Origin of the sequence: Isoptericola sp. NPDC057191 (genome assembly GCF_042670225.1) — a bacterium.
In the GTDB taxonomy this organism is placed as follows: domain Bacteria; phylum Actinomycetota; class Actinomycetes; order Actinomycetales; family Cellulomonadaceae; genus Isoptericola.
This window is the reverse complement of the sequence record NZ_JBHUWC010000257.1, coordinates 1-4060: the sequence shown is the minus strand read 5'-3', so window position 1 is coordinate 4060 and position 4060 is coordinate 1. Positions and strand designations below refer to the sequence as shown.

Below are 4060 nucleotides of genomic sequence, written 5' to 3'. Positions count from 1 at the left end.
GGTGGTGGAGCCCGTTTACCTTCTCGCCGCCATGGTGGGCGGCGCGGCCGGGGGGGGGGGCGGCGGCCCGGATTAGCTGTCCCGGGGGGGCGCAACCCTCGGCGCAGGGTTGCGCCACCTCGCCCCGTGACGAAAGGAGGACGTCGTGACAGGTCAGGACTGGATCGAGAAGGACTTCTACTCCGCTCTCGGCGTCCCCAAGGACGCGGACGACGCGGCCATCAAGAAGGCGTACCGCAAGCTGGCGCGGCAGTACCACCCGGACCAGAACCCGGGTGACGCGTCGGCCGAGGCGAAGTTCAAGGAGATCGGCGAGGCGTACGCCGTCCTCTCGGACAGCGAGCAGCGTCAGCAGTACGACGCCGTGCGTGCGATGGCCGGTGGCGGCGCCCGGTTCGCCGCGGGCCCCGGTGGCGGTGGCAACGGCTTCGAGGACGTGTTCGGGTCGATGTTCGGCGGAGGCGCCCCGAACGCCCGCTACACGCAGTACCCGCAGGGCGGCGGCGCCGGCGGCTTCGAGGACATCCTCAGCTCGATGCTCGGCGGCCAGGGCGGCTTCCGCGGCGGCAGCCGGCGCGCCGGCTTCACCGCGCCGCAGAAGGGCCCGGGCGTCGCGGCGGAGACCACGCTGCCGTTCCGCACGGCCGTGGAGGGCGCCACCGTGGAGTTCACGGTGGACGGCCGCAAGGTCAAGACCAAGATCCCCGCGGGCGTCAACGACGGCCGCAAGCTGCGCATCCGCGGCAAGGGGCGGCCGGGTTCCGGCGGCGGTGAGGCGGGCGACCTCGTGGTCACCGTGCACGTCTCCGCGCACCCGGTGTTCACGCTCGACGGCGTCAACCTGCGCATGTCGGTGCCCGTCACGTTCACGGAGGCCGCTCTCGGCACCACGCTCGAGGTGCCCACCCTCGACGGCAGCACCGTGCGGCTCAAGGTGCCCGCGGGCACGCCGTCCGGCCGCGTGCTGCGGGTCAAGGGCCGCGGCGTGCGGACGACGAAGGCGCAGGGCGACCTGCTCGTCACCGTGCAGGTCGCGGTGCCGCAGAAGCTCAGCAAGAAGGCGAAGGAGGCGCTCGAGGCGTTCGCCGCCGAGAGCGACCACGAGGACGTCCGGGCAGGGCTGGCGCAGCGCGCCGCGGAGTGACGGCCCGGGCGACGTGCACCGTGCGAGGGAGGTAGCGATGGTCACCGAGGACGCCCCGGTGCTGACCGTGTCCCAGGCCGCCCAGCTCGCCGGGATGCACCCGCAGACCCTGCGCCAGTACGACCGGCTCGGCCTGGTGACGCCCCGCCGCACCGCGGGCCGGGGGCGGCGGTACTCGCAGCGCGACGTGTCCCGCCTGCTGGAGGTCCAGCGGCTCGCGCAGGTCGAGGGGATCAACCTCGCCGGCATCCGGCGCATCCTCGACCTGCAGGAGCACGTGGCCCAGCTCGAGGCACGCCTCACCGCGCTCGCGATGCAGCCCGGGGGCCGGGTGTTCGCCGCCGGCTCGTCGGGCGACGTCGTCGTCGTGCGCCGCGGTCAGCGGGTGCGGCGCGCCGAGCGGTCCGAGCTGGACGCCGCGGAAGGCGCGCTGGTGCTCTGGCGCCCCCTGCCCCGACGCGGCTGAGAGCCGCCGCCCGCCGTCTTTTCGCCATGCAATTCTTCGCTAAATCCCGTCGCAATAGGTGAGGCTTTCCTTGCTGAATTCGAGGGCGAATTCGCATCGCATATTCCGTGCGTGAGTCCTATCCTGGCTGAAGGCGGCGCGAGCCGACGGCGAGCAGCGAGGAGCGCACGATGAGCACTCTGATGGAGATGCCCGAGGTGACCGAGTGCACCGTCGAGGGCTGCGGCTACAACCACGACCACGGCTGTCACGCCGGTGCGGTGACGATCGCCGGGCACACCGGAGACGCGTCGTGCGCCACGTTCATCCCGCTGAGCGCCAAGGGCGGCCTGGAGAAGGTCGTCGCCCACGTGGGGGCGTGCCAGCGCGGGGACTGCGTCCACAACCACGAGCTCGAGTGCGCGGCGGCCGCGATCCGCGTCGGGCCCGGCCCGGACGACGAGAGCCACGCCGACTGCCTCACCTACTCGCACCCCTGAGCCTCGTCGGCACCCAGGTGGCGGTCAGCGCGGGGGTCAGCGTGACGGTCAGCGGGTGAGCTGCGTGAGCAGCTCGGCGGCCGCGGCGTGCGACGTCGGCAGGCGCTCCACCCACACCCGGGTGGGGCGCCGCATCGTGTCCCCGATCCCCATGAGCGCGGCGTTGCGCTCGACCACCCGGCGGGTGGTCTTCGCCAGGTCGCTCACCCTGGCGTCGCGGCGGGTCAGCACCGCGAAGACGCCGTCGGTCAGCGCCGCCATCGGGTGGCCCTCCCCGAAGACCTGCTCGAGGGCGCGGCCCACGGTCGCGGACCGCGCGGCCCGGTCCCAGGGCGCCAGCCCGTCCACGGCGACGTCGATGACGACGAGGCAGTGCGTGGTCGGCACGTCGTGCTCGGCCCCGACGGCCGCGCCGTACGTCTCCCGCAGCCGCTCCGTGAGGTAGGCCCGCGTGGGCAGCCCGGTGCCCGGGTCGCGCAGCCCGCTCAGGGCCGGCTCGGTGTCGCGTCCACGGACCCAGCCGACGGCGACCGCACGGATCGCGTCGGGGTCCGGGGCGCGGTGGGCGGCACGGTAGAGGCACTCCACGTCGTCCAGCGTCTCGCCCAGCCCGACTCCTGCGCGCCCGCGCGCGGCACCCAGCCGGTGGGCGGCGGCGTGGGGCGACCGGCCGTCGTCGAACGCCTCGACCAGCGCGTCGACCGCCGGGTGGTACCAGTCGTCCGGGCGCAGCCAGACGTCGGCAAGGCTCGTCGCGCGCCAACGGTCGAGCACCTCGGAGGGGAGCTCGGGCGCGTCCGTGGGCCCGCTCGTGGACCGGTTCATGATGATGGGAGCCCCATGGGCAGCCATCATGACGCAGTTGCGCCCCACTGACACGGGCGAGAACTGTCGCGGAGGCGCTTTCCGCTGCCTGAGGCACGGAAACTTGCGGATATCCTGCGTCTTTCTTGAGAAAGTTCACCCCTCAACGACCGGCTGCGCGCACGTACAGTACGGGAGTCTGCGCGGGAGCATCGCGTGGGAGAGCCAGAGCGAGGTCGGCCATGACGGACGTCTACGTGGGGTCGGACGACTCGGCACGCAGTGACGCCGAGCTGATCCTGGACGTGCGCGGAGGCGACCTCGAGGCGTTCGGTGCTCTCTACGTCCGGCACGTGCCGGCAGCCCGCGCCGTGGCCAGGCAGTACGTGCGCTCCGCGGCCGACGCCGACGACCTCGTCTCGGAGGCGTTCCACCGGGTGCTCGACGTGCTGCAGCACGGCGGCGGCCCCGACGCCACGTTCCGCGCCTACCTGCTGACGGTGGTGCGGCGGCTCGCCGCCGACCTCGCGCGCGGGGTACGGCGCACCCGCCCCACGGCCGACGACGGCACGTTCGAGGCCGCGCTCGGCCTCGTCGACTCCACCGACGTCCCCACGTTCGAGGGGTTCGAGCGGTCCGTCGTGAAGAACGCCTACCAGGCGCTCCCGGAGCGCTGGCAGGCGGTGCTCTGGTACACGGAGATCGAGGGCCGCACGCCGGCCGAGGTGGCGCCGATCCTCGGCCTGACGCCCAACGGCGTCTCCGCCCTCGCCTACCGCGCCCGCGAGGGACTGCGGGTCGGGTACCTGCAGGAGCACCTCACGCACGCACCCACCGACGGGTGCCGGGCCGTGAACCCGCTGCTCGGCGCGTACGTGCGCGGCGGCCTGGCGCGGCGCGAGGTCGCGAAGGTCGACACCCACCTGGAGTCGTGCAGCGAGTGCCGCTCGCTCGTGCTCGAGCTCGGCGACGTCGCCCACGGCATGCGGGCCGTCGTCGCGCCCCTCATCGTCGGGCTGGCGGGCCTCGCCGTCGTGGGGGCGCTGCCCATCGGGGGCACGGTCGGCGCGCTGGGCGGAGCGGTCGGCAGCGCGGCGGCCGGCAGCGGCGCGGCTGCCGGGGCGACGTCCGTCGGCACGGTCACCGGCAGCGTCACGGGGACGACCG

At 73.9% G+C, this 4060-nt stretch carries 5 protein-coding genes; 4 read left to right on the top strand and 1 reads right to left on the bottom strand.

Translation table 11 applies throughout. The features are described 5' to 3' along the window. Window positions 1-145: 145 nt before the first annotated feature. From ACFT55_RS19360 to ACFT55_RS19350, 3 genes are all read left to right on the top strand, one after another. Entirely contained in the window at window positions 146-1144 is a 999-nt protein-coding gene (locus ACFT55_RS19360) for a DnaJ C-terminal domain-containing protein (RefSeq protein ID WP_380245477.1), read from the top strand. 37 nt (window positions 1145-1181) lie between these two features. Beyond that, window positions 1182-1610, top strand: a complete 429-nt coding sequence (locus ACFT55_RS19355; RefSeq protein ID WP_380245476.1) for a heat shock protein transcriptional repressor HspR — start codon at window positions 1182-1184, stop codon at window positions 1608-1610. 170 nt (window positions 1611-1780) lie between these two features. Further along, on the top strand, window positions 1781-2089 hold the full coding sequence (locus ACFT55_RS19350) for a DUF1540 domain-containing protein (protein WP_380245475.1): 309 nt from the start codon (window positions 1781-1783) through the stop codon (window positions 2087-2089). A gap of 48 nt (window positions 2090-2137) precedes the next feature. Here ACFT55_RS19350 and ACFT55_RS19345 read toward each other — a convergent pair whose 3' ends face one another. Beyond that, complete coding sequence (locus ACFT55_RS19345; protein WP_380245474.1) at window positions 2138-2914, bottom strand: hypothetical protein; 777 nt, start codon at window positions 2912-2914, stop codon at window positions 2138-2140. Window positions 2915-3135: 221 nt separating this feature from the next. Here ACFT55_RS19345 and ACFT55_RS19340 point away from each other — a divergent pair. Then, window positions 3136-4060: sigma-70 family RNA polymerase sigma factor (locus ACFT55_RS19340; protein WP_380245473.1), on the top strand; the 925-nt coding region annotated here is incomplete at its 3' end.

Excerpts from the sequence above, each read along its gene's own strand:
- ACFT55_RS19350 (WP_380245475.1), top strand. The coding sequence starts at position 1,781 with ATGAGCACTCTGATGGAGATGCCCGAGGTGACCGAGTGCACCGTCGAG.
- ACFT55_RS19355 (WP_380245476.1), top strand. The coding sequence starts at position 1,182 with ATGGTCACCGAGGACGCCCCGGTGCTGACCGTGTCCCAGGCCGCCCAG.
- ACFT55_RS19345 (WP_380245474.1), bottom strand. The coding sequence starts at position 2,914 with ATGAACCGGTCCACGAGCGGGCCCACGGACGCGCCCGAGCTCCCCTCC.